We start from the raw sequence: 24,104 nt of genomic DNA on the forward strand, positions 1-24,104 counted from the left end.
CAAATGCCTTGCACGCACGTCGTGATGCGCCGATTACTCGATATCCGCCCCAATTGAACTTTTACGCAGATATATAATCGGGAAATTCGGCGCTGATCAGGTCGATGATCGACAGTGTACCGGACAGATGTTTGCGAAGCGCGGCGGTCGCTGCGTCCGGTTTGCCGGAGGCAATCCCCGCGACGATTGCCTCATGGTCGGCAAGTACGGTCTTCATCTTGCCGGGCATCGGCAGGTTGAGGGCGCCGCAGCCGGTCGAGATGCACACTCTGGCGCCGCACGTTCTCCCACAGCTGCAGAATGCCGGTCTTCTCATAGAGTTTTTGATGGAACTCGCGGTCGATGCTGTCGAACGTGTCATAGGCTTCGGGCGTGGTGACGGCTTTTTGCCGGGCAAGGATTGCTCCCAGCTCGGCCGCCGTCTCGGCCGACGCCTCTTCAGTCAGCCGCCGAACTGCTTCGAGTTCGATAGAAAGCCGCAGGAATTGCGCCTGCCTAGCGTGGTTGATATCAATCTTGGCGACCACCGTCGCATATTGCGGATAGACGTCGACGATCCCCTCCTCCTGCAGCCGCATCAGGGCATCGCGCACCGGCGTCTGGCTGATACCAAATTCCAGTTGCAGCGAAGCGCGCGACAGAATCGTACCCGGCACCAGCTCTACCTTGAGAATCCGCTCCCGCAGAATCTCGTGCACTTGCAGCGCCACCTGCCGCGACCGGTCCAACTGCCTGCCCCTGATTATTCCATTCATGCGCTTATCCATCCATCTTCCTGTCCAAACACTAAAACACACAATCAGGGTTGATGCACTGATGTTTTAGTGCTTCAATGCATTTATCCGCTTTGGGAGTGAAGCGGGCGGACCGTAAAGGCCGCGCATCCTTGGGAGGAAAAACATGCGACTGCTTATCGGCGGGATGACCGCTATCGCCATTGCTCTGGGGCTTGCTTGTCCGGGCCAGGCACAGGAAAAGACCAATCTCTCCATTACCCGTCAGCCCGGTATTCTCTATCTGGCCAGTCACGTGATGGAGACCCAGAAGCTTATTGAGAAGGAAGCCGCTGCCGAAGGCCTTGCCGGCGTTACTGTGGAGTGGCGCACTTTCAGCGGTGGCGGCGCCCAGACGGATGCGCTGCTCGCGGGCAATGTCGATGTGGTCAACACCGGCACAGGCAACCTTCTGCTACTGTGGGATCGCACCCGCGGCAAGGTGAAGGGTATTATCACCAGTTCGGCGCAACCGGTCATCATGGTGTCCAACGACCCGCGCATCAAGTCGCTGAAGGATATCCAGGCGGGTGACAAGATTGCCGTGCCGACTGTCGGCGTCTCCACTCAGGCGATCCTGCTGCAGATGGCGGCAGCCAAGCTTTATGGTGACGATCAGGTCAAGAAATTTGATCCGAATACAGTGCAGCTTGGACACCCGGACGCAGTGGCGGCAATCGCCAATTCACAGCATGAGGTGAAGAATCACTTCTCCGCACCGCCCTTCCAATATGTCGAGCTGAAGCAGACCGGCGTTCATAAAGTAACGGATTCGCGCGAAATTCTCGGCGGCGCGTTGACCCAGGCGACCTTCTTCACGACCACCACTTTTGCCGATGCCAATCCAAAACTGGTCAAGGCGCTGCGCTCCGCCACCGAAGAAGCGGTCGCCTTCATCAAGAAGGATCCCAAGGCGGCGCTTGAGGCCTACAAATCCGTTTCCGGCGACAAGACCAGCCTCCATGACTTGCTGGCCATGCTGAAGGAGCCCGGTATGGACGAATGGCGCACCGATCCTCAGGGCACGATGAAGTTCGCTGAACACCTTCACAAGGTCGGTACGCTCAAATCCATGCCCAAAGCCTGGACCGACTATTATCTGCCCGACAGCGCCTATTTGAACGGCAACTGACGGGCCATGTCGCGACAGCTGCAGCGGCGACACCCGCCGCTGCCCTTTCCCAGGGAGTGAATTCCATGATGCAGGCAAATATTGCCGCCGCCGAGCGCTACGCCCCGGCACCCGAAAAAGCGCCTCTGCTTTCTGTCGATCACGTGACGCTGCGCTACAAGACGCCCAATCTGCTGATCACCGCCACTGAGGATGTCAGTTTCAAGGTGAGCGAATCCGATCGCTTTGTCCTGCTTGGGCCATCCGGCTGCGGCAAGTCCACGCTTCTGAAAGCTGTCGGTGGCTACATGGCACCATCTGCCGGCACAATCCATATCAACGGCCGTCAGGTGAAATGTCCGGGACCGGACCGGATGATGGTATTTCAAGAATTTGATCAGTTGATGCCTTGGAAGACGGTGCTGGAAAACGTGATGTTTCCGCTTCTCGTCGCCCGCAAGCTGCCCAGAGCCCAAGCCGACGCGCTGGCCCGCGAATATATCGACAAGGTGAAGCTGACCCGCGCCGTCGACAGCTATCCGCATACCCTGTCGGGCGGCATGAAGCAACGCGTGGCGATCGCCCGTGGCATGGCCATGCAGCCGGATATCCTGCTCATGGATGAGCCGTTCGCGGCGCTCGATGCCCTCACGCGCCGGCAGATGCAGGACGAACTGCTGCAGCTTTGGGAAGACACCAAGTTCACCGTCATCTTCGTCACTCACTCGATCGCCGAGGCGATCAAGATTTCCAACCGCATCCTGCTTCTGTCGCCGCATCCGGGACGGGTGAAGGCCGAAGTCGTTGATGTCGACAAGGTGAGCCATGGGGACGGCAGCGCCGCTGCCCTTGAGCGCGACATTCACGACCTGCTGTTTTCCAACGAACCCGGTCACAAGGAATAAAGCCATGCTGTCTCCAAACATCATCCTTGCGCCGGATGCCGATGCGCCCAAGCCCTATGACAACGTCAAGCCGGTTGAACAGAAGCTGAGCGCATTCGAAACGCTCTGGGGCATCGGGGCGCTGCGCAAGACATTGCTGATCCTGATCCTGGCGATCATCTGGCAGGTCTACGCTTCCTACCTCGACAATCCGCTGCTGTTCCCGACACTCAGCGACACGATCCTTACGCTGATCGACCGCTTCGCCGACGGAGTGTTGCCGGCGCGTATATGGACGACGTTGCAGGTCCTGTTCATGGGTTATGTCATCGGCACCGTACTTGCCGCATTCCTGACCGTGCTCGCCATCAACACCCGCATCGGCACCGATTTCCTCGAGACCATGACGGCGATGTTCAACCCGCTGCCAGCCATTTCGCTGTTGCCGCTCGCGCTTATCTGGTTCGGGCTTGGTGCCTCAAGTCTTGTTTTCGTACTCATCCATTCGGTGCTCTGGGCCGTTGCACTCAACACCCATTCCGGCTTCCTCGGCGTGTCGCGCACGCTGCGCATGGTCGGTGCAAACTATGGCTTGACCGGCATTCCCTATGTGCTGCGTATCCTTGTACCGGCCGCTTTCCCGTCCATCCTCACCGGCCTGAAGATCGGCTGGGCCTTCGCCTGGCGCACCCTCATCGCCGCCGAACTCGTATTTGGCGTCTCGTCCGGACAGGGCGGTCTCGGCTGGTTCATCTTTGAGAACCGCAACCTCTTGGATATTCCTGCGGTATTTGCCGGACTTCTCACCGTCATCATCATCGGCCTGATCGTCGAGAACCTGGTGTTCCAGACGATCGAACGCCACACCATCCAGAAATGGGGCATGAAGGAGTAGCCTTCGAGCGCTCTTTTCCCGGCTCCAAAGAAGGTCAGTCCCATGAGAGATAGAAAAACACCCGATACGCTGCGAAGCGCGCGCTGGTTCGCGCCCGATGATCTGCGTTCGTTCGGTCACCGGTCCCGCATGATGCAGCTGGGTTATGCGGAAGAGGACTTTCGCGACAAACCGGTCATTGGCATCCTCAATACATGGTCGGAGCTGAACACCTGCCATTCGCACTTCAAGGAGCGGGTGCAGGATGTCAAACGCGGCGTCAGCCAAGCCGGTGCCTTTCCCGTCGAAATGCCCTCCCTTTCAGTTGACGAGAGCTTCACCAAGCCGACCTCGATGCTCTATCGCAACATGCTGGCGATGGAGACGGAGGAGATGATCCGCTCGCATCCGCTCGACGGCGTCGTGCTGATGGGCGGCTGCGACAAGACCACGCCCGGTCTGGTGATGGGTGCGATTTCCGCAGGCGTGCCGATGATCTACCTCCCCGCCGGGCCAATGCTGCGCGGCAATTATGCCGGCAAGATCCTTGGCTCCGGTTCGGATGCCTGGAAATATTGGGATGAACGCCGCGCCGGCAATATTTCCGATGCCGAATGGCTGGGCGTGCAAGGCGGCATCGCCCGCTCGGCCGGCACCTGCATGACTATGGGCACCGCCTCGACAATGACCGCGATCGCCGACGCGATGGGCCTGACCTTGCCCGGCGCCTCATCGATCCCGGCCGTCGATGCAAACCACCAGCGCATGTCCGCCTCGTGCGGCCGTCGCATTGTCGATATGGTTTGGGAAGACCTCACACCAGACCTGATCATCACCGAAGCTGCCTGCCGCAACGCCGCGATCGTCGCCATGGCGACGGGCTGTTCCACCAATGCGGTCGTCCATCTGATCGCGATGGCCCGCCGCGCCGGTGTCGACCTGACGCTGGACGACCTCGATGCGCTTGGTCGCGTCACCCCGTTGATCGCCAATGTCCGCCCCTCCGGCAAGGACTATCTGATGGAGGATTTTTTCTACGCAGGCGGCCTGCGGGCCCTGATGAAACAGCTCGGCGACCGGCTGGAGCTTTCGGCCCTGACAGTCACCGGCAAGACCATGGGTGAAAACCTCGAAGGCGCGCAGGTCTATAATGACGACGTCATCCGCCCGCTTTCCAACCCGGTCTATCACGAAGGATCTCTCGCCGTCGTGCGCGGCAATCTCTGCCCCAACGGCGCCGTGATCAAGCCTGCCGCCTGCGATCCGAAATACCACGTGCATCAGGGCCCGGCTTTGGTCTTTGACAGTTACCCCGAGATGAAAAAAGCGATCGACGACGAAAACCTTGGCGTGACGCCGGACCATGTTCTGGTGCTGCGCAATGCCGGCCCGCTGGGCGGCCCGGGTTTTCCGGAATGGGGTATGCTTCCCATTCCGAAAGCGCTGATCAAACAGGGGCACCGCGATATGCTACGTATCTCCGACGCCCGCATGTCCGGCACCTCCTACGGTGCCTGCGTGCTGCATGTATCGCCGGAAAGTTATATCGGCGGCCCGCTCGCGTTGCTCAAGACAGGTGACATCATCCGATTGGACTTGCCGAACCGCAGCCTCGACATGCTGGTCGATGCGGCCGAGCTCGCCCGCCGCAAGGCCGAATGGAAGGCACCGGAACCCCGCTTTCAGCGCGGCTATGGCTGGATGTTCTCCCGCCATGTCACACAGGCCGATCAAGGCTGCGACTTCGATTTTCTGGAAACCGGCTTTGGCAAATCAACCGGCGAACCGGATATTTACTGAGAAAGGAATGACCATGTCCGACTACGTTCTGAGCGACGCCACCCGCGCCAAATTCAAGAAGATATCGACCGCTTCCATCGCCACGGCGCTGTTCAAGCGCGGCCTGCGCAACCAGTTTATCCAGGGCGTGCTGCCGGTGGCACCGAAAACCGAGACCATGGTCGGTCAGGCATTCACCCTGCGCTACATCGTGGCGCGTGAGGACCGCAATCCGATCACCGTTTTCCGCAATCCGGACCATCCGCAACGCGTGGCCATCGAAACCTGCCCTCCCGGCCACGTGCTCGTCATGGACAGCCGCAAGGATGCCAGAGCTGCCACTGCCGGTTCCATTCTCATCACCCGTCTGGCGCTGCGCGGTGCTGCCGGTGTCGTCACCGATGGGGGCTTTCGTGACGCTGCCGGTATCGGCGCGCTTGACATGCCCGCCTATCATACAAAACCCTCGGCGCCGACCAACCTGACCCTGCACGAGGCTATTGACATCAACGTACCAATCTCCTGCGGCGATGTCGGGGTGTTCCCGGGCGATGTGCTGGTCGGTGATCGCGACGGCGTCATGGTCATACCCGCCCACCTTGCCGACGAACTGGCCGACGAGTGCACAGCCATGGAAAGTTTCGAGGATTTTGTGCTCATTCAGGTCAAGGCCGGAGAGGCCATCATCGGCCTTTACCCGTGCACCAAGGAAGAGCACCAGCAGAAATACGATGCGTGGCGCAAGGAACACGGGCGGTAGAAGAGGCCTGCAATCAGCAGATCGAGACATCGCGGGTGTCAAAAGCCATAATCACCCGGATTGATGTCAAACAGTTGGCAATGCGCTCACGACGTTGATGGTCCTTGAATAGGAATACTCTGCCTGTTCGGCTCGCGCGACTGTTTCATTGTCATGTCGTTCTTTACTATAGTATCCGCTAAGCGTATCTGCCTCGGCGGGCGCCGCCTGTAGATAGTGGCGACAGCGACAATAACGGTCTCCAGTCCAAGAAGGCAGACAGCTGCCCAAAAGCCCGCTTCGTACGGGTCATACCGAGACGTTCTCAAGAGATATCCCAAGAACAGGAACGGTGCGTTCCACAGAAGACTTCCCAACAATGTCGCTGCACTGAAAGGCAGAAAATCCAGTTTAAGTATGCCCGCCGGAAGTGCCAGATAGACGCGGGCAGTCGGAATCGTTTGTCCTACTAAAGTGACCCAGAAGTGATTGCGGCGATATGCATTCGTGAGGCGGTCGTAAAGCCGCGTACTCAGAAAAATGAACTTGCCATATCGCTTTACTTTGATCGCAACTCGCTCGCCGCCCAATGTCCGGCCAATTGCAAACCAGCAGCAAGCACCGGCTGTTGACCCTAACGTCGTCGCGGCAATGATCGCTATGAGGTTATATGTATCGGGTATTGTCATACCCAACAGCATCAGCAAAACGTAAGAAGGAAATAAAGGCACAAACTTTTCGATGGCTGCCAGACATGTGATGCCGATAAATCCATAACCGATCAACCATGCAATGATATGAGGTGTTTCCATCGGATATCAACTCAATCCTGCCGTTTCAAAACACCGTTTAATGCGGTAGACGGATGCGGGCGGAATGTTCCGGATAGTTTTACCGACGAAGCTCTCCTCCAGTTGCAAAACATCCAGAATCTTTTTCGATACAGGACAGCGCGGACCATAGGTAATTTGGTAGAATGCGCCACCCGGACGCAGGTACTTGAAGGCTCCGTTGAGAATATTTTTGACCTGTCTCGGTGGCATTGTGAGAACGCCTAGTCCACTGACAACAGCGCCAACAGAACCGGGTTCAAACAAATCGAAATCGCCGATCCGTGCAGCATCCATGCGGAGAATCCTGGCATTGGGATATCGACCTCTCAAGAGGCTGGCGAATTCAGAACTGTATTCTACAAGTGTAAGATTTGCCTCAGGCACACCTCGTTGAAGAAGTGAGCGCGTGAAAGGACCCGTACCCGGGCCGAGTTCGAGCACTGGGCCCCGGTGAGGATCAATTTCCCCGGTCATCAGCGCAGAAATCTTGGATCCCGAAGGTAGAATTGCCGCAGTGCGCAGCGGATTGCGTATCCAGGAGCGGAGAAAAGGAAGGATATCTGTAAATGGCATGTTTCGAACCTTCTTCACAAACCGGGATAAATGCTGAAAGCCCGACGGGTTGTCCTGTTATCGTGAGTTACTTTCATTGTTCGCTCCTGAATTGAATTGTTATTGACGAGGAGACGGATGCGGCCTCTAGATTGAGGTAGCGTGTCACGCGCCGCGGCTTGACGAAATTTGCTTCTTCCAGCCAGTTTTCCGATGCAAGGTAGGCTCAATGTAGAAAGACCACTCTGCGCGATCTCAATGGCGAGCGGACACACAAGGAACTGCGATGCGGGTATTGCTGGTCGAGGACGAAAAGGAAATGGTCGCTGCTCTTTGCAACGTTCTCACCCGTCAGAACATGATCGTCGACAGTGTTTCAACGATCGCTGCTGCTGAATTCATGTTGAAAGACAATGTACATGATGTGCTTGTTCTTGACCGCCAACTGCCCGATGGAGACGGACTGTCTTTGGTTCCGCGATTGCGTGCGAATGGTCAAAACATTCCTGTTCTTGTGCTGACAGCTCGTGGTGATCTCAATGATCGTGTCGCTGGACTGCAAAGCGGGGCCGACGATTACCTCGGCAAACCTTTTGCTTTCGAAGAACTTCTGGCTCGTGTTCGCGCCTTGCTGCGGCGGCCGTCCAGTGTCGTGCCGGAAGTGGCAAAGATGGGCCAACTGATGTTTGATTTTGCCCATCGCGAGGCATGGGTTGCAGGAGAGCGGGTGGAAATGCCAAGGCGAGAAGTCCTCGTGCTTGAGGCATTGATGCGCAGAATGGGGCGAATGGTCCAGCGCGCCACGCTTATGGAAGCGGTTTTTGGCATGAATGATGAGATCGATTCAAATGCGCTGGATACGCATATATCGAGGGTTCGGCGCAAACTCTCGGATGCCGGTGCCGGCGTGACGATCAACGGTATCCGAGGTCTTGGGTATCTTTTACGGGAAACGGCATGAGTTGGTGGAGTGCGAGATCGCTGAAATGGCGGCTCGTCAGCCGACTGCTGTTGTTTGAGATCCTCATTATATTATCGGTGCTGACCATTATCATGGGCAGCCTTTGGGGGTCTGGATATCTGATAGAAGATTACGAGGGAGGCAGTCTGGATGTTCTCAAAGACGCCTTGTCAAGGAACGCGGAAGGACAGCTCATTGTCGCTGACACCCCCGAGATAGTCCAATTGCGAGCGGATGTTGGTAATTTGTGGTTCGTCATTCGCGACCGGAATGGACAGCAGCTGTCTCAAGGAACAGTTCCTTCCCAATTCGCCCAAACGTTGAGTCTGCTGGATCATATCAGTGACGCTCGTTTGAACAATGAGTTGGGCCGAGCGAAACGCCCTGATGCAATTGTTAAGTGGCAGGAAACGGCAATAGGGGATGTACAGATATTCACAGGAACACAGGGACGCATGTCATTCAACAGGATGATGACCGGCATCTCGGCTGGAGTGCTGACGGCTATTATTCCGCTTTTTATGGTAATAGCTTTGGCCACTCTCGCCATCACCCCTCTTGTCGTACGCTTCGCGTTGAAAGGGGTTAGAAGGGCTGCGGATCAAGCAGCACAGATCACTTATAATCAACGCGGTGTACGCTTGTCAGCAGGTGAGGTGCCTGAGGAAATCAGCCCGTTTGTGAATGCCGTCAATGATGCTTTGACCCGGCTCGACAAGGGTTATGCATCGCATGAACGTTTTTTGGCTCAAGCTGCACATGAGCTACGCACACCTATTGCCATTCTTAATACCCGGATCGCGGCCCTGTCCCCTAGCTCGGAGAAAACGCAACTCCTGCAGGATGCGTCCAGACTGGCAATCTTGAGCGGCCAACTTCTCGATCTGCAGAGATTGAACCACTCGCCCGTCGCCTTTGCGCTGGTAAATCTCGTAGCAATCGCCGGACGTGTCGTATTTGATCTGGCACCGTTGGCATTTGCGGCGGGTTATGAGATGTCATTTGAGTCGGACGATAGTGAACTCATGGTGCACGGCGATCAAATGTCCATTGAGCGCGCGCTCACCAATCTGGTCCAGAATGCTATTGACCATGGCGGCTGCTCAGGAATGATTTTGATAAAGGTTCTGGAAACAAAATCGATCATTGTAACGGATGAAGGCGCGGGGATTTCCCCGGAGAACAGACAAGAAATCTTTGAGGCGTTCAATCGGCTTCGTCCGAACAGCTCAGGAACCGGTCTGGGTCTCAATCTGGTCAAAGAGATAATGGAATTGCACAACGGCACGATCGAGGTTAGCAACAGGGGTCCCAAGGGGGCTTGTTTCAAAATGAACTTCTAACCAGAACACCTGTCCATATCCCGCGAAAGGGTCATCCAATCAGCGACCACAGCCGGCAGGAATCAGCAGCGGTTCTCGCGTGGGTGCACGCTTGCGATCCTCTCATACCAACCCGAGGTCCCGTGGTTGAACAGTTGCAAATACCCGTTGCAGTCCGTTTTGGTCCAGGCCGTACATTCGCTGGAATAATCCGCCCAACAACGAACGATAATGCGTCAGGACAGGATAATCCCGGTTCTGGAACAGATGCGATTGATCTACCGCTATCTGCTCGCCCGCAATGCGCCCGCCCTTGATGCCGCCACCCAGCACCCAGTAAACGCTGCCATGGCCATGATCCGTGCCGCGATTGCCGTTCTCACGAAACGTGCGCCCAAATTCCGAGACGACGACAACAACTGTCTCCTGCCATTGAGGGCCGATCTCTTCAGCAAAGCCAGCCAGTCCGCGTCCAAGCTCACTCAACCTGTCTGCCAGATAGCCGCTCGCCGCTCCTTGATTGACATGTGTGTCCCAACCGCCGACATCAACGAAACCAAGGTTGAATTGTTCACGCATCAAGCGGCCAATCCGCCGGGCGGAAAGCTCGAAGCCCTTCGGCGACACGGCACCACGGCTTGCTTCCATCATGTGGTCTGTGATGGCGTTGTAGACATCATCACGGACACGGAAGCCCTCTCGAACAGAGCCAGCAAGAGATTTGCCGTCATACATGGATGCGATCAGGCTGGCTTGACGGCTGTCGATCCCCGGTTTTCCCACGCTGTTGATTGCAATATTGGGGATGGGTTCTCCACCTTGGAACGTCAGCGGCATCTGATCCGTGAAGGAGATGGGACGGACACGGGTCAGTGTATCTGCCAGTCGCGCCATGAACCCGGACCGGTAATCCCGTACGCCGTTGACGTCTTGTCCAAGCTCAATCGTGTCTTGGGTTTCAAAGTGGCTGCGTGTCAGATCATCGGTACCCGCAAAGGGGATAAAAGCCGCCTGCCCCTTCTGGTAAAGCGGGAGGATCGTATCCCGTAGAGCCGGATGAAGTCCCCAATTAACGTCCAGAGAAAGTGCTGAAGTTGCAACCGCAGGATCCGGCCGTGCGATAGCCAGATTTGGCCGTGACGCATAATAGAAGTCACTGCTGATCGGGATCACCACATTTGCCGCATCATAGGCGCCGCGCAGAAACACGACGAGCAACCTTGCGTCAGTTTTTGGCGCGGCCCAGACTCGGCCCGCAACGGTCATGGAGCTTAATGCTGCTAGTCCACCAATGAGATCACGGCGATTAATATGCATCTTCGTCTCCTTGTAAGGCCATCCTTACTGCATGAATTCTGGTGACGACAGGAACAGCGTGTTCCAGTCCTGAGGCGAAATCGCCTTGTCCAATGCGGTCTGTGTTGGTGCGGAAAGCTTTAAATGCAGGCTGGAAAAATACAGTCCATTCTCAAGCAGCGGAAATGCAGGCTGATCGACAGCATCTGCAGTCGCTGCTTTAAAGAGTCCGGCGGAATTGGATCCGATCTGACGGGCAATTTCGAACCGCGTCATCATTTCACCCGACCCGTTCCATGCTGACGAAGTCATGGCGTAGCCGTCGGGCGTTTGATGGTTGTAAAGTCCCTCTGCCAGTCGATTAAGCCAGTTCTGGATCGGCGCGCTGTTGACGATGACTTTGCTGTCATAAGCAAGGCGCACGGCCGAAAAGACATAACGAACCGGATCCTTGAAACGGCTTCCGGACAAAGCAACAAACTCGGGCGAATGGAACAGTGTGTCGAGCACGCTGGCAATATCGCCGTCCGTGCGCATGAAGGTCTGTGCCATCCGATCGACGAGTGGTGATGGCGGCGTATCCCCGGCGAAGTAAATTGCCAGTTGCCGGGACACGTGCCGGGCCGTTGCCGGCTGTTTGCAGAGGATAGCGATAGCCTCTTCAACTTCTCCATAGCCTCGACCTTTGACGGTATCACCCAATAGAACTTTGTCTCCGAAATCATGCCGGGCCGGATTGAACTCAAACAGCCCGTCGCGCAGCAGAAGCGGCTGTTGTTGCGGTTTCAGCTTGGGATTGTCTGGTTTGGCATCGATGCTCACACCCGTCAGGATGCGCGCAAGTTCCTCGACATCCTTTTGTGTATAACCTGAGCCGACACCCATGGTGTGCAGCTCCATGATCTCCCTTGCATAGTTTTCATTGATGTGGCCGACCGCATTGTCGGCATTGTCCAGATAGCGGATCATCGCCGGATGACGCAGTGTTGCCGTCAGCAGATCGCGAAACCGCCCCAGCGCATGCGATCGAATGGCCTTGTCTTCGTAATCACCCATAAGGATGCGCAGATTGGCTTTATATTGATGCACGTTGAAATGATTGAACCAGAACCAGGTCATCCTTTCGCGCAACTGATCGGGCGAGTAGAGTGCCCGCAAGATGCTGGCGGTGGCGGCCTGCCTCACCATATCGTTCATGCCATCCTGAACAGCCTTTTGCGCCGCAGCTTTCTGATCCGGGTCGACAATCTGGTTCGCTGCGCGCGACTGGGTGTCGAAGTCCGTAGTGAGATCGAGCGCGGATTTCTGACTGACGGGCATGCCGTCAATCTGCGCCTGGACAGCTTTCGGCAACATATTCGATGTGGGATGAAGTTGCATTTGCAACCATTTTTCCCGGCCAAGCGTATGAAACACCGCCATGGTTGAAGGATTGACGCCCCAACTTACCGAGTCCACCAGAGCAAGGTCCCGGACGGTCTGTGAAGAACCGGCGTCCTCAGCATGTGCTGTGCCGGCACTGACAAAGCCGGCCAAGACCAGCCCACTGATTGAAAACGCTGCTGTCCGAACCCTGCGCATGCTCTGACTCCGCCGAATGAACGTTTGATGCATCGCGATGGCGACGATTTGGGCTTTCAATTCTTTCTGGGGTCATCGGCCAATCCGGTGGCGGATAGAGCGATGACCCTTAGTCTGAGATGCTATTTCTGCCTTATTTCGGACAGGCTAGCAGACCGTGCTCCCCGCACAATTTTCCGGAAGGCTTTTTCGGGGCCATTGCGGGAGGCCTTTTAACCTGCAGGCGAGGTTGCAACTGCGCATGGGCTTGAGGTTTGGCAACAAACGCCTTCCTCAACTGCGCGTTGTTTCCAGCCTGATTCACCTGGCGTGGATTCTGAGCCATAGGGCGGAGGACCACCGGATTATGTGGACGCGGACCCGCATTCGACTTTGCAACGATGGGCGCTACGCTACGGGCATGCGGATTGATGATAGCCTTCGGCTGGGCATGCATGGCAACGTTCGGTAATGCCTCGCGTTTCGCTGCGGGACTGGCATTTTTCACCGCATTGTTCTTAGGATTGCCGTTTGCAGATTCACCGCTGACGGTAGGTACGATCGGCGCAGGCGGCAGCGCTCGCCCCGGCAAAGGTTTAACCGTCGCGGTCGTCACCTTTCCCGGCAGCTTCGAACCGGCCTGCGGGACTGATGCCTGTGAGGGCGTTGGGCTCTGTACAGCAGGCTTGCCGTTGAGCAGCGGTAATTTGCTGCCATTGGCACCGGGCAAAGAATGATTATCTTGCGGCTTGATCACAGCGGGAACTGCACCGGCAGATGCAGACAACTTGGCTACCGCAGCTGGATTTTGCTTTTGAACGGATACCGCCTTTTTCTGCACTGATGGCGGTAGGGCCACATGCAATGCGGCGGCGGTGGCGCCCGCTGCGATAGCCGCCCCGGCCAATGTCTGGCCGGTCGTTAGGCCCGGTTTGGGAGAAGCGGCCGGTTCTTGCACAATCGTCGTGGTGTTGTGGATGATCGTGTTGTGGATATTGTTGTAGATGACGTTGTTTTCCGGCGGGGCTACATCACGCGGCGGCAGAACCCACGCAGCTACCGGCACGAATACCGGGACTGGCAGAACGTAGGAATCAACTGGTTCTGGCGGCGCTGCCAGAACCACAAATTCCGGTGGTGGTGGCGGCAGAAAAATGACGGGCGGCGGGGGCGGTGGCATAAAACCAAATTCAGGATCGTCGAAAAAAGAACCAGACGATCCACATAGACGATCTCCGCTTCAGGTGGCGGGGGCACATCATAAGCAATCACCGCAAAAGATGCCGGCGGCTCGAGTGATGCCTCGAAATGCTCCAGGCGGCGGCGGGCGTCCCACCCGTGCGGGCCATGCGGATAGCGTCTCAGATAAGACCAATAAGCCTCTGGCGAATCGGCAATCCAGGTCTGGCGCCATGTGATCGCTTCGCGGCGGGCAGCAACAATAGCCCGAACCCGTTTTGCCATTGGATCATCCGAATAAGCTGCGAGAAAATCTTCATAGCCACGCAGCGTATCGCGGTCGAGCGCTGCAAGATAAGCATCCCGGGCATCGAAATCGCGTATGGCTTTGCTGCGCATTGCACTGTTTTGAAGAGAGGACGTCTGTTGTGCCGGCGCGTCGGGGCCCCGATCAAAGAAGAGGAAAGGCGTGCGGAATTTAGAGACATTCCACGGCAATTCTCCACCTTTTGTCGCGTCGCTGACGCGCAGACGTGTGCGATCAAACACGTCATCAAGTCCCAGTCCGCCCATGCGCATCATTTCGGCAAGTGCATGTGCATAGGCACCATAGGGACCTGGCTCTGGTGGCGCGACCGTGCCGGGCGCCGCATTGAAACCAATCAGCACATTGGGATCGGGCTCGACGATAGCCAATCCGCCGGCCAATGGCTGATCCGACCGGACAAACGGATTGGTTCTTGCGGCATCAAGCACCATCATGGTGCCCTTGTTCTGTAATGCTGCGAGCGATTTCGTGAAATCAGAAATCCTTATGGCTTCTACGGGAACATCCGTTGCATGGGCGATTTTTGCATCAACACCGGCGAAATAATTATCGCCTTCGTACTGGACCCCATAACCGGCGAGATAAACGAAGACCACAGTGTCAGGACCGGACGCGCTGGCTTTATCCAGAAAATCCCGGAATGTGTGCCGAAGCGAGTCCTGATCAAGGTCGCGCGCTCCCACCACGTCGAACCCTGCAGCCTGCAATGTCTGGGCAATGAGGCCCGCGTCATTGGCTGGCGTTGGCAGCGCGCCGGCCTGATAGGCCGAGTTGCCGATAACAAGTGCAATTCTTTTTTCCAAGGGTGCCTGGGCTCTAACCACAGTGACAATGGATGAAGAGCCACACATCAGAAGTACGGCAAGACATATCCGGATCAGTCGCATCTCGATCACCTTTTCGGGTCCTTTGCGTGCTGCGCGTCTCTCTTTTTACCGAGAGTGTCGTGCGTTCTAGATCGGCACCGGGCAAGGAGTGATCCACGATTTCGGCAAAATCGTGAGCGCTTTCATTAAATTCTGTTTAGGTGAAAGATCGGCAATTTGCCGAAAATTTGCGAATGGCGCTCAACGGTTCCGCCGCATTGCTTCCAATACGGATTCGCGTATATTTTTGGTTTATACGCAAATCCGTATACTGGGTGATTAGACGCGCTTGCTGCTCGCACAAATGAAAATGCGGACCAAGCCACCGGCTCAGTCCGCATCGCATCACGTTGCAACGTGTTGTCAATCAATGATGGTACAGATGTGCATTCACAATACGCTGCACCATCGGGGCGAAATGCGAGAAGCCCGGCGTCGCCATATCGGCAATCTTGCCGGCATCATCAAGATGACGGACTCGCACGATTTCCCTGATATTCGGGTTCTTCTCAAACTCGGCAATTTCGACATCGTTCATCGGCCCGCCCTGCAATTTGAGCGAATGAATGGACGCGGCTGAGAGTTGCCCGAAATAAGCCGGATCGGTCGCGCAGATGTAGCGTTTGGCGGCCACGTGATAGCGCACACAATCAATGACAAGGCTGGGGAAAAAGCGTTCCAGAACTTGAGCACCCGCTTCTTCGTGATGCTTGTCATGCACGTCATCCATGGAAAACGTACCGAATTCGCTGGTGAAGTGGCCAATATCGTGCAGCAGGGCTGCGACGATAATGATCTCCGGCTCACCCTGCTGTTCGGCCATATAAGCGCCCTGCAGCATGTGCTCGGCCATGGTGACAGGTTCGCCGAGATATTCTTCGCCGCCGCGACGCTCAAATATATTACCGAGGAACTCGACGATCGTATCTGGTGACAGCTTTTCAGGATCGGGTTTTGTCATCACGCCGCCTTCCGGTTTTGCGATTCGATGGCGCTGAGTGTCGAAAGCAATCCATCCTTGTCGGCATAACAGCCCTGAAGCCAGCGGGAACCGGCGCCGGAATAACCCTTGCGGGCATGCAGAACACGGGTGTTGTCGACAACGAAGGATTCACCTGGAGCCAGCTTGAATGTCACTTCCATGGATGTGTCGTCGATGATCTCGCCAAGGCGGCGATAAGCAGCGTAATAATCCGCCATATCCTCATAGGGAACATCAGTGATCGCAGCGGTCGAGCGGTTGTTGAAGCGAATGCCGATCAGTTCTCCATCCGGTGCGAGTTCGAGCATCGGACGGCGTGACCGCAAGTGGACACCGGCACTCCCGGCATATTCGAAATTCGCACAATAACGTGTCAGCAGTTCAAAACCTCGTGGATTTTCCTCACGCAGCCGTTCTGCTGCGCGAAATCCATCGACGACCATATTCTCGCCGCCCTGAGCAGAGTTCTCCAGACAATAAAGGATTTGCAGCGTCGGAACCGGATCACGATAGGGGTTATCCGTGTGCGCCTGCAGGCCAAGGCCGGTAAAGGCAAGATTGGAGGGGTTCACTTCGGTGCGAACCTCGAAGTGACGGCCATAATTGGTTTCCCTCACATAGCCGAAGAGATCGGCCACCTTGAACAACGCGCCACTTTCAACCGGTCCGCCCACCAGCTTGCCGAAGCCATAACGGCGCACGCCATAGAGCCAGTCGCGCAAGGCCTCTTCACTGCGGCTGACCGCACCAAAATCGCCAATTGGAATGCCTGCACTCAAGCTCGCGTCCCATGTTTTGATATCCGGTCCGGTCCAGCCGGAAGCCTTGCTGTGGTTGCTGTCATAGCCGTGATCTGCCAGCCAATTCGGATCGAACGTAATTGTGCGATTTTCCGGCTGGAAGGTCAGATGCAGCAATCCCGCCTCGGATTTCGCTGCTGAAATGCGCGTATCGACGGGAATGTCGCCAAGGGTGATAAGACGCTGGCCATTGCCCGGCGCGCGGGTGTTTTCGTCCCACGCATTGTCCCGCAACCAGACGGCGTGAAACCGCTGCTTCGTACCATTGGGTAATACGATCGCAACGGCGCGTCCCTCATCAATAATCTCAATTTCAGTTTTTACTGGCATGTCCGGCTCCTAAGCAAAGGTGGGAATGTTTTCGATATTTCACAGTCAGCCCTTGAGAGTTGCTTCTTCTTCCCGGCTCGCGCAGGAAAATCGGAACTCGCAATTGTGGCAGGGCCGCCCGCAAGCGGAATTGGAAATTTGGTTGTTACCCGACAAAGCAGCAGGGTCGTTTGGCAACAGCCATCCCTGCAATCGCTCGTCGCCATTTTTGAAGGCGAGAGCCGGCGTCATTGCACCGCCATTCAAAAATTCAATCTCAGCTTTTTCTGGCATGACCGGCTCCGGCGGTGACTGATGATGCTCAGTATTTCACACGCATTCCGCCATAAGCACAAACAACGAATATCGATAGGATGGCATCAAATTCGTTATGGCTTAGCGCCATAAAACCATGCCGCCGCCGCTGCACGACGCCACCTTATGGTTAAAATTGGATTCAATCTTTCTTGGTAATTTGCTGTTAGCAATTCATGCCAGTGAATCCGATAGGCTTCTTTCGCGCCATCGACAGCTTTGAGTATGGATGGTTATGCGTTTTTTGAGTGTGCTGGCAGTCACATCGACATATCTTGTCTTGGCAAGTTGCACATCCAGCCCGAGCCTGGATGATGTAGGGGTGCGGCGTCCTTCGCAGGAGACAACGAGTTCGGTTGTCCGGCCCAGCAATCGGGCCTCCCGCATCTATACGGAAACCGTCGAGTCACCGCCCGTGCCGCAGGAAGAAGTGCTGGCATGGGCAGGACCTCTCCCATCGCCGCCAGCGTTTGTCCCGGCGCCAAAAACCGTCGCTATGCCTGTCCCCTCGGAAGAGGCAATCGCGCGGCCCATCCCGGCCGCTCCCATGATGCGTGAAGCTCCACAGGGGCGCATGCAGATTTACAGCCGCCGTTTCCGCGATGCAAAGCCCATCAATTTTGGTTCAGCCTCCCCAAGGAAACTTGCCGTGCATGGCGTCGATGTTTCACGCTGGCAGGGTGACGTCGATTGGGTGAACCTGCGAAGCCAGGGAGCAAACTTCGCTTATATCAAGGCCACAGACGGCGGCGACCACATTGACCCGATGTTTAAAACAAACTGGCGCAAGGCGAAAGAAGCAGGTCTGAAACGAGGCGCCTATCACTTCTTCTATTGGTGCCGCACCGCCGGTGAACAGGCCGACTGGTTTATCCGCAATGTCCCCCGGGAAGCTGGCGCTCTTCCGCCAGCAATTGATGTCGAGTGGAATGGCGAGTCCAGCTGCAAGCGTCGCCCTTCGCGCAAGCTGGTGCTGGAAAAAATGCAGGTCTTTATGGATAAGCTGACGGCCTATTACGGCCAAAGGCCGATCATCTATACCGCCCCGGATTTTTACCGGGACAACCTGAAAGAAGCATTCGCCGATTATCCCTTCTGGCTGCGTGCTGTTGCCGAGCATCCCTCGAAGGTCTATCCCGGCCGCCGCTGGCTGTTCTGGCAATATTCCGGTTCTGGCCTGTCGCACGGCGTTGAAGGCAGAATTGATTTGAACGTATTTCACGGCAGCGAAGATGAATGGCACAACTGGGTAGCGGCACGGTCCAACTGAACCGGCCCGCAGCCTGCCTGGTCACGCTTCAAGCGGCTATGGTCTGGCCACTTGCAGCCCACGCCTATCGGCGCAGCCCGAACCGCAGCGCGGCAGCAAAAAGTTATTCCTGTTATAACTTAATATCATTTCTCACATCAGCTTGATGTGCATAGACTTTAGTCATGTGTTTCAGAACGAATACTGGCAACAGCGACTTTTGGACTTCGACAATAACCCGTTTTTTGATTTCGGATTCATTTCCTATCCAACCTGGCTCAACCCTATTTAAACAGCCAACTCAGTGCGATTTGTTTCATTCATTACGACATGGCTATTGAACGACGAGCCATGGCAAATGACCGAATATTCAAGACTGATCATACGGCAATAAATTGCAAAGCACGGCTCAGCACGGCCCGTCTGGTCCATAATCACTAGGAACGCGATGGAACGAAATCTGAAGGTATTTCTCGCGGTCGCACGCAGTGGCAACCTCACCTCCGCAGCGGAGATGGTCGGTCTTACACAGCCGGCTTTGACCAAAACCATCCGGCGGCTTGAGGGGGATTTTGGCGCGAAACTCTTCGAACGGACAGCACGCGGCATGGTGCTGACATCCGTTGGCGAGACCCTCTTCAACTACGCACAAACCATCGAATTAAAATACCAGCAAGCCCATGAGGAAATTGAAGCTGTCAGATCAGGCATGGTCAAGGAGTTCAAGATTTCGGCCGGACCAGCCTATCACGCAACCATCGCACCCGACCTGACCAAGCAGTTAAGCATCGAGTTTCCGGAAACCAATTTCATTTTATCCGTTGATGTCGCTGTTACCTCAACCACAAAACTGCTGGATGGCGAAATCGATCTTATGCTGGGTGCATTCTACAAATCTCCCCCGGACGGACTAGAAACGCTCGAAATATTCAAGGCGGAAATAACCCCCTACTGCGGCGTTGAAAACTCGCTTGCTGCAGCCGGAATATTGGCGCCGGACATGCTCCGGAACCGCCAATGGATCGTCTATAAACGTGATGAACTGGCCATCCAGAAGCTGGAGGAGTACTACGCGGAACATCTGCTCCCTCCTCCCCGGATCGTCATGCGCGTTGACCCGTTGTCCTCGGCTTTCCGCATCGTTGCAACATCGGATATGTTGGTTTTGGCACCCGCATATCTCGAGATCATCGCAGGCGCCTCCAATCTTTGCCGCCTCAAGATGGAAATCCCGATATGGAAATTTCCTTCCGGGGCATGGTACCGGCAAGCTTCGCGCCATTATCCGATCATGCGCCGCGCATTGGAATTGCTGCCAAATCTCATTGACTAGAGCAAGTTTTGCTTATTTGAAGCCGTTCTGCCGGAGGGAATTTGTGGACAAGATCAAGGGGTTTGACGAGACCGATGTTTACCCATCGGGTGATGTCAAAGCCCGCAGGAATTGGCCCAAATTCACCCGGCAGAACGGCTTCAAATAAACAAAACTTGCTCTAAGTTTAATGAACGAAGGGGCCAGTCAGCCGGCAGCGATTCCAAGCACACGTGAGGCGCTGTTGAGAAGATTGACCAGACCTGTCTGATGATGCGTGTCTGTCTTCTCGAAGATGCGCAACAGATACGAACGGGCAGTGCCAAACCCGATACCCAGCCGCGCCGCACTTTCCTTCAATGAGTGGCCTTCAGCCAGGCAATGGGACAAGTGTGCTTCTTTGGGTGTCATATGGAAAAGTGCCTGCAGCAAGTCCAGCGCGGGCCCCCGGTTTTTACCGTTGACCTCCGTCGCCACAACCAATGCATGTGAACCCGTAAAAATATCGTGGGCAGAAGCCTGTATCGGAATAATATGCAGAACCATCGCCGGATGATCCCGGATGGAAGGGATGGCAATCGAGCGGATCGAGGACGCCTTGGCGGCACATCTGCAGGACAAGGCCATATGAAGTTGAGCGTTGGCTGGCGCGTAGGGAATGTAAAGTTTGTTACCGGCGGCATTGAGAAATGAACCGGCCTGGCACTCAAACAACGCATTGGTTGCCAGTACCCGGCCGTTTTCGGCCAAGGCGGCGCACGGCAAGTTCAGGGATGCCATCCCTTCAACCATGTTGTGCACCTGCTTTTCGCCGAGCCTTGCAGCGACAAGCGCCGCACGGGTAAAGTCCGGATACAGCTGATTGATGATGCCTACGACTGCATCATTGAACATTCCCTGTTCAGCATTCCTGTCGAATGCCGCGACAACCACCTCGCCGGTCGGCAATTTGAGAATAGTCCCGACTTCGTCGATGACACCGTGGCTCTGGTCCTCATCCATATAGACCTGAACATAGGGCAAGGACTTGTTGACGTAATCATTTGTCCGCTCAAAACGGGACATTGGCTTGTTATAGGCGTGCCACGTCATCATATCGACGAGCTTTTGGCCCCTCTTCCACCTGTCTCTTTCGGGCGGAAGAATGCGCATGCTGCTATGGGCTGCGCGCACTTTGTGACCAAGCGTATAAATGCACCCGGCACCAGACAATGTTGCGTTGCAGATGCTATCGAGCAATGAAGGCCAAAGTTCAGGGGTAAAGGCCGCTTCGTGCAGCCTGTTTGCAATCTCTTCAATCATATTATCAAAACGTCCGGATAAAATATTTTAGTTTCATTCTCAAAAAGAGCATTTAAAAAGCCTGAAATTCCCCTGCAAAACGAATAAAGTAGCGCATGTCAAAATGTAACAATTTTGGTGCTGGTAAGGCACCTCAACGGGATAACGCACTTATCAAATCCCGGTATCAGTTACTCCTTTGAAAAAAGTGCCGGCTTCGTCATCATTCCGCATTTCTTTCCGCTGAAGTCTGGTTAACGGCGATTTGCAGGTCACAGATCATTGTGTCAAAAGGTCGTTCATCAAAAAATATTCCCGTAACGGGAAATTTTGCCATTCGGATTGCGGGCTTTTGCCCGTTAGCTGTTGCTTAGGCTGATATTTTGCCTGCCCGGTACTGCCATATGGCATGGTTTCAATCACAGAGTGTGGAGAAGCGGCCCTGCACGCAAAGCGGAAGGACAGAACGCGCCAAATTCAACGGCTGCTGAGGATCAGCTTGCCCTGACGATGCGTATGGGTATGGATTTGTAGGCTGGCGTTCCCGAACGACTGTCGTGATGCGACAAGGCAACAAGACCATTCATTTCGGGATAGTAGCCGGCTGCCGAACCACGTGGAATATTGTATCTGACGGCGGTCAGACGTTTGACTAGGCGGGGCCGGTCCTCGGGGTCTGAAGGATCGCGCGCCGCTTCAACATCCAGCGTATCTCCATCCGACAATCCCCGTTCGGCCAAATCCTCGGCATTGAGGAAGATAACATCCCGCCGTCCGAAAACACCGCGATAACGGTCATCCATTCCATAAATCGTCGTGTTGTATTGATCGTGACTGCGAAGCGTCGTCAGCGTCAGCACATTGGGTTCCACGACGCGCGGGTCTTCGTTCAACCCTTCAGCGGTGAGAAAACATGCCTTCTTGCCAGGTGTTTTCCATTCCCGGTGCGAGGCAGGCACGCTGAGGCAAAAACCGCCGGGTTGCCTGATGCGTTCGTTGAAATCGTGAAAATCCGGAAAGACAATCTCGATCTTGTCGCGGATCCGGCCGTAATTTCCGACCATTGCATCCCACTCGATGCCATACCGGTCCCCAAGCGTTGCCTTGGCCATTCCGGCAACCACAGCCGGCTCTGAACGGACATTCTCGCTTGGCGGCTTCAGAAATCCACGCGAGGCATGAACCATCGACATCGAGTCTTCCACCGTGACGGACTGCGGACCGGTTGCCTGCATGTCTGAATCGGTGCGGCCGAGAACCGGCAAGACAATGGTGGTTTTGGCGGGGAGCAGATGTGAGCGGTTAAGCTTGGTCGTCAGATGCACTGCAAGATCAAGCTTGCGCATGCCGGCAAATGTGGCATCGGGGTCCGGCATGGCCACGGCAAGATTGCCACCGAGACAGATCAGGGCTTTTGATTTGCCTTCAATGATCGCTTCAATGGCCTCAACAGCATTATGGCCCTTTTCGGCTACAGGCCTGAAACCGAAAGCACGCTCCATGCCATCCAGCAAAGCGGCATTGGGAATTTCCGTGATACCGACAGTTCTGTCGCCTTGAACATTGGAGTGCCCGCGCAAGGGACAAATGCCTGCGCCTTCACGCCCGATATTGCCGCGCAGCATCAGAAAGTTCGCAATCTGCTGAACATTGGCCGTACCATGCCGGTGCTGGGTAATGCCCATCCCGTAGCAAAGAATGACATTCTTGGCTTTGACATAGACATCGCCCGCGCTTTCGATGGCAGCCCGCGCGAGTCCGGACATCAGTTCGATATCTTCCCAGCGTGTCGCATCAAGGTCGGCCTTGAGTGCGTCAATACCGGTTGTGTGCCCGGCAATAAAATTGCGGTCGAGGACACCGGCCCCGCCAGCCTGCAAATCCGCCGCGTCCCGTTCAAACACGCGCTTCATCATGCCTTTGAGCACAGCGACGTCACCGCCGATCCGCACCTGATGATATGCCGATGCAATGTCTGTGGAGGAGAACGTTGCCATCTCGACAGGACTTTGCGGCGAAGCAAACCGTTCAAGCGCCCGTTCTTTCAGAGGATTGAAAACAATGATCGGAGCCTCGCGTTTTGCCACTTCACGCAGCGTCGCCATCATGCGCGGATGGTTGGTACCGGGATTGTGGCCAAAACTGAAAATCGCATCGGCATGATCGAAGTCCTCGAGCGTCACAGTGCCCTTGCCGACGCCGATCGAATGCGGCAGGCCAACGCTCGTGGCCTCATGGCACATATTCGAACAATCCGGGAAATTGTTGGTTCCATAGGCGCGCACAAACAGCTGGAACAGGAAGGCGGCTTCGTTGGAGGCGCGGCCGGACGTGTAGAATTCAGCCATGTTGGGATCGGGGAGCGCATTCAGTCCGGCGCCGATCAGTTGAAATGCCTGGTCCCATTCAATGGCAACATAGGTATCTTTTTCCGCATCGTAGATGATGGGGGCGGTCAACCGGCCCTGATCTTCAAGATCGTGATCAGACCATTCCCACAGTTCGGATAAAGTATGGGACGCAAAGAATGACGGCTCCAGCCGTTTGGCCGTCGACTCCCACGTCACTGCCTTCGCGCCATTTTCGCAAAACTCAAAGGAAGACGTGTGTTTCGGATCAGGCCAGGCGCAACCCGGACAATCGAAACCATCCGGCTGATTGGCTTTCAGCAAAGTCGCCGCGCCCTGAGCGACGATCTGCTGTCGGGCAAGACTTTCTGCCACCGCTTTCAGGGCGCCCCAGCCACCCGCTGGAGCGTTGTAGGTCTCGATACCTTCAGGCCTCTTCTTCGACATGGCA

The 24,104-nt window shown here is 55.7% G+C and carries 19 protein-coding genes and 1 pseudogene; 9 read left to right on the forward strand and 11 right to left on the reverse strand.

What is annotated here, in order from left to right:
* Positions 1-61 precede the first annotated feature (61 nt).
* A pseudogene (locus HB779_RS23080) lies at positions 62-767 on the reverse strand (GntR family transcriptional regulator).
* A gap of 133 nt (positions 768-900) precedes the next feature.
* Here HB779_RS23080 and HB779_RS23085 point away from each other — a divergent pair.
* From HB779_RS23085 to HB779_RS23105, 5 genes are all read left to right on the forward strand, one after another.
* On the forward strand, positions 901-1,905 hold the full coding sequence (locus HB779_RS23085) for an ABC transporter substrate-binding protein (RefSeq protein WP_188346729.1): 1,005 nt from the start codon (positions 901-903) through the stop codon (positions 1,903-1,905).
* Positions 1,906-1,970: 65 nt separating this feature from the next.
* Positions 1,971-2,789, forward strand: a complete 819-nt coding sequence (locus HB779_RS23090; RefSeq protein WP_188346730.1) for an ABC transporter ATP-binding protein — start codon at positions 1,971-1,973, stop codon at positions 2,787-2,789.
* 4 nt (positions 2,790-2,793) lie between these two features.
* Positions 2,794-3,663 (forward strand): ABC transporter permease, encoded by an 870-nt coding sequence (locus HB779_RS23095; protein WP_188346731.1) that lies wholly within the window; start codon positions 2,794-2,796, stop codon positions 3,661-3,663.
* A 42-nt stretch (positions 3,664-3,705) separates the two neighbouring features.
* A complete protein-coding gene (araD, locus tag HB779_RS23100; protein WP_188346732.1) occupies positions 3,706-5,442 on the forward strand; it encodes an L-arabinonate dehydratase in 1,737 nt (578 codons plus the stop codon).
* A 13-nt stretch (positions 5,443-5,455) separates the two neighbouring features.
* On the forward strand, positions 5,456-6,181 hold the full coding sequence (locus HB779_RS23105; RefSeq protein WP_188346733.1) for a ribonuclease activity regulator RraA: 726 nt from the start codon (positions 5,456-5,458) through the stop codon (positions 6,179-6,181).
* 86 nt (positions 6,182-6,267) lie between these two features.
* Here the strand turns inward: HB779_RS23105 and HB779_RS23110 are convergent, their stop codons facing one another.
* Both HB779_RS23110 and HB779_RS23115 read right to left on the reverse strand, forming a co-directional pair.
* Positions 6,268-6,972: a DedA family protein gene (locus tag HB779_RS23110; RefSeq protein WP_188346734.1), complete on the reverse strand. Its 705-nt coding sequence runs from the start codon at positions 6,970-6,972 to the stop codon at positions 6,268-6,270.
* Positions 6,973-6,978: 6 nt separating this feature from the next.
* On the reverse strand, positions 6,979-7,566 hold the full coding sequence (locus tag HB779_RS23115) for a class I SAM-dependent methyltransferase (protein WP_188346735.1): 588 nt from the start codon (positions 7,564-7,566) through the stop codon (positions 6,979-6,981).
* 265 nt (positions 7,567-7,831) lie between these two features.
* Between HB779_RS23115 and HB779_RS23120 the strand changes: the two genes are divergently transcribed.
* Positions 7,832-8,506, forward strand: a complete 675-nt coding sequence (locus tag HB779_RS23120; protein WP_188346736.1) for a response regulator transcription factor — start codon at positions 7,832-7,834, stop codon at positions 8,504-8,506.
* A complete protein-coding gene (locus HB779_RS23125; RefSeq protein ID WP_188346737.1) occupies positions 8,503-9,849 on the forward strand; it encodes a HAMP domain-containing sensor histidine kinase in 1,347 nt (448 codons plus the stop codon). The genes HB779_RS23120 and HB779_RS23125 overlap by 4 nt, the downstream gene beginning before the upstream one ends.
* Positions 9,850-9,951: 102 nt before the next feature.
* Here HB779_RS23125 and HB779_RS23130 read toward each other — a convergent pair whose 3' ends face one another.
* From HB779_RS23130 to HB779_RS23150, 6 genes are all read right to left on the reverse strand, one after another.
* Positions 9,952-11,139: a DUF1501 domain-containing protein gene (locus HB779_RS23130; RefSeq protein ID WP_188346892.1), complete on the reverse strand. Its 1,188-nt coding sequence runs from the start codon at positions 11,137-11,139 to the stop codon at positions 9,952-9,954.
* A 30-nt stretch (positions 11,140-11,169) separates the two neighbouring features.
* Positions 11,170-12,705 carry a DUF1800 domain-containing protein gene (locus HB779_RS23135; protein WP_188346738.1) on the reverse strand — a complete coding sequence of 512 codons (1,536 nt, stop codon included), beginning with the start codon at positions 12,703-12,705 and terminating at the stop codon, positions 11,170-11,172.
* Between the two features lie 133 nt (positions 12,706-12,838).
* Positions 12,839-13,750 (reverse strand): hypothetical protein, encoded by a 912-nt coding sequence (locus HB779_RS25860; RefSeq protein WP_371823970.1) that lies wholly within the window; start codon positions 13,748-13,750, stop codon positions 12,839-12,841.
* Complete coding sequence (locus tag HB779_RS25865) at positions 13,741-14,994, reverse strand: caspase domain-containing protein (protein ID WP_371823971.1); 1,254 nt, start codon at positions 14,992-14,994, stop codon at positions 13,741-13,743. Before HB779_RS25865 ends, HB779_RS25860 begins: the two co-directional genes overlap by 10 nt.
* A gap of 430 nt (positions 14,995-15,424) precedes the next feature.
* A complete protein-coding gene (locus HB779_RS23145; protein ID WP_188346739.1) occupies positions 15,425-16,018 on the reverse strand; it encodes an HD domain-containing protein in 594 nt (197 codons plus the stop codon).
* On the reverse strand, positions 16,018-17,169 hold the full coding sequence (locus tag HB779_RS23150) for a gamma-butyrobetaine dioxygenase (RefSeq protein WP_188346740.1): 1,152 nt from the start codon (positions 17,167-17,169) through the stop codon (positions 16,018-16,020). Before HB779_RS23150 ends, HB779_RS23145 begins: the two co-directional genes overlap by 1 nt.
* Positions 17,170-17,698: 529 nt before the next feature.
* On the opposite strand from HB779_RS23150, the gene HB779_RS23155 reads away from it, so the two are divergent.
* Positions 17,699-18,733: a GH25 family lysozyme gene (locus HB779_RS23155; protein WP_188346741.1), complete on the forward strand. Its 1,035-nt coding sequence runs from the start codon at positions 17,699-17,701 to the stop codon at positions 18,731-18,733.
* A 427-nt stretch (positions 18,734-19,160) separates the two neighbouring features.
* Positions 19,161-20,045, forward strand: coding sequence for a LysR family transcriptional regulator (locus HB779_RS23160; protein ID WP_188346742.1), 885 nt, complete (start codon positions 19,161-19,163; stop codon positions 20,043-20,045).
* Positions 20,046-20,231: 186 nt separating this feature from the next.
* Here the strand turns inward: HB779_RS23160 and HB779_RS23165 are convergent, their stop codons facing one another.
* Together HB779_RS23165 and HB779_RS23170 are read right to left on the reverse strand one after the other, a co-directional pair.
* Complete coding sequence (locus HB779_RS23165) at positions 20,232-21,119, reverse strand: helix-turn-helix transcriptional regulator (protein ID WP_188346743.1); 888 nt, start codon at positions 21,117-21,119, stop codon at positions 20,232-20,234.
* A gap of 680 nt (positions 21,120-21,799) precedes the next feature.
* Positions 21,800-24,100 carry an FdhF/YdeP family oxidoreductase gene (locus HB779_RS23170; RefSeq protein ID WP_188346744.1) on the reverse strand — a complete coding sequence of 767 codons (2,301 nt, stop codon included), beginning with the start codon at positions 24,098-24,100 and terminating at the stop codon, positions 21,800-21,802.
* Between the last annotated feature and the right edge of the window lie 4 nt (positions 24,101-24,104).

This window comes from Phyllobacterium sp. 628 (genome assembly GCF_014189505.1).
GTDB lineage: Bacteria > Pseudomonadota > Alphaproteobacteria > Rhizobiales > Rhizobiaceae > Phyllobacterium.